Here is an 890-nt window from a genome sequence, read left to right on the forward strand (position 1 = left end):
GTTTAAAATTATGTAGCCTTTATTCAGGACGGGTCAAAATTATGTACAACGGTCTCGGCTATGGTTAGTACGGGAATTAAAAGTAGTGAACTTTCGATTAAGCACTTAGCCAAAACTTTTTATTTTGTTTTATCTTTTTTGTTTTAAAGCCAAATCAAAAGTTTTGGCGGACTTAATAAAAATACACTAAACTTTGGATTAAGCACTAAACCCGTATTAATTATAGCCATTGTTACCCACAGGCTTTTTTCAGTGTAATATTTCTGTCAAATATACAATTCCAAAAATCCAGCCTAAATACAAAACCGAATATGTCAGCGAATAAATTGCAGAAATCCCGATATCTCCTTTTGTGTCTTTTGATTTAGAAAATACAAGTCTTAAAGCTCTAAAAAAAATCCAATAAAGCATTGCCAAAATTATAAAAATCGAAATCCAAAAAAATGCCTCTAATAAAATCAAGAGTACGAATATCAAAATTGTCATTCCAATCCAGAGTAAAATAGACATAATCAATCCGCCAATTCCGTCTCCAACTTCGATACTTGGCAAGTCAGGTGCAGTTCCAGATTGAGCAATTAAATCTCCAGTTTTAAATTCTCTAAATTTTGGAAAATTATCTTTTAATCCAATTCCATAATAAAGTCCGTATGTCATAAACAGAAAAAGTGTAATTCCAATTATTGAAAGTGACAGATATAAATTCGCTGTTACATTTCGGTTATAATTTTCTCCAGTCAGATAAACAGTCAAGACTGTAATTCCGATTACAAGAAGCGAAACGGTAAAAACTGACTTTCCTTTTAAATATGTCTTTTCTGCTTTCACGATTTTTTTTCAGCTTGTGGGTAACGGTCTCGGCTATGGTTAGTACGGGAATTAAAAGTAAT

General features: G+C 31.9%; 1 protein-coding gene. It reads right to left on the bottom strand.

Annotated elements, in window-relative coordinates:
- Nucleotides 1-249: 249 nt before the first annotated feature.
- On the bottom strand, nt 250-828 hold the full coding sequence (locus tag F6U93_RS06195) for a hypothetical protein (RefSeq protein WP_150937917.1): 579 nt from the start codon (nt 826-828) through the stop codon (nt 250-252).
- Nucleotides 829-890: the final 62 nt, after the last annotated feature.

Source organism: Pseudotamlana haliotis (genome assembly GCF_008806375.1).
GTDB lineage: Bacteria > Bacteroidota > Bacteroidia > Flavobacteriales > Flavobacteriaceae > Pseudotamlana > Pseudotamlana haliotis.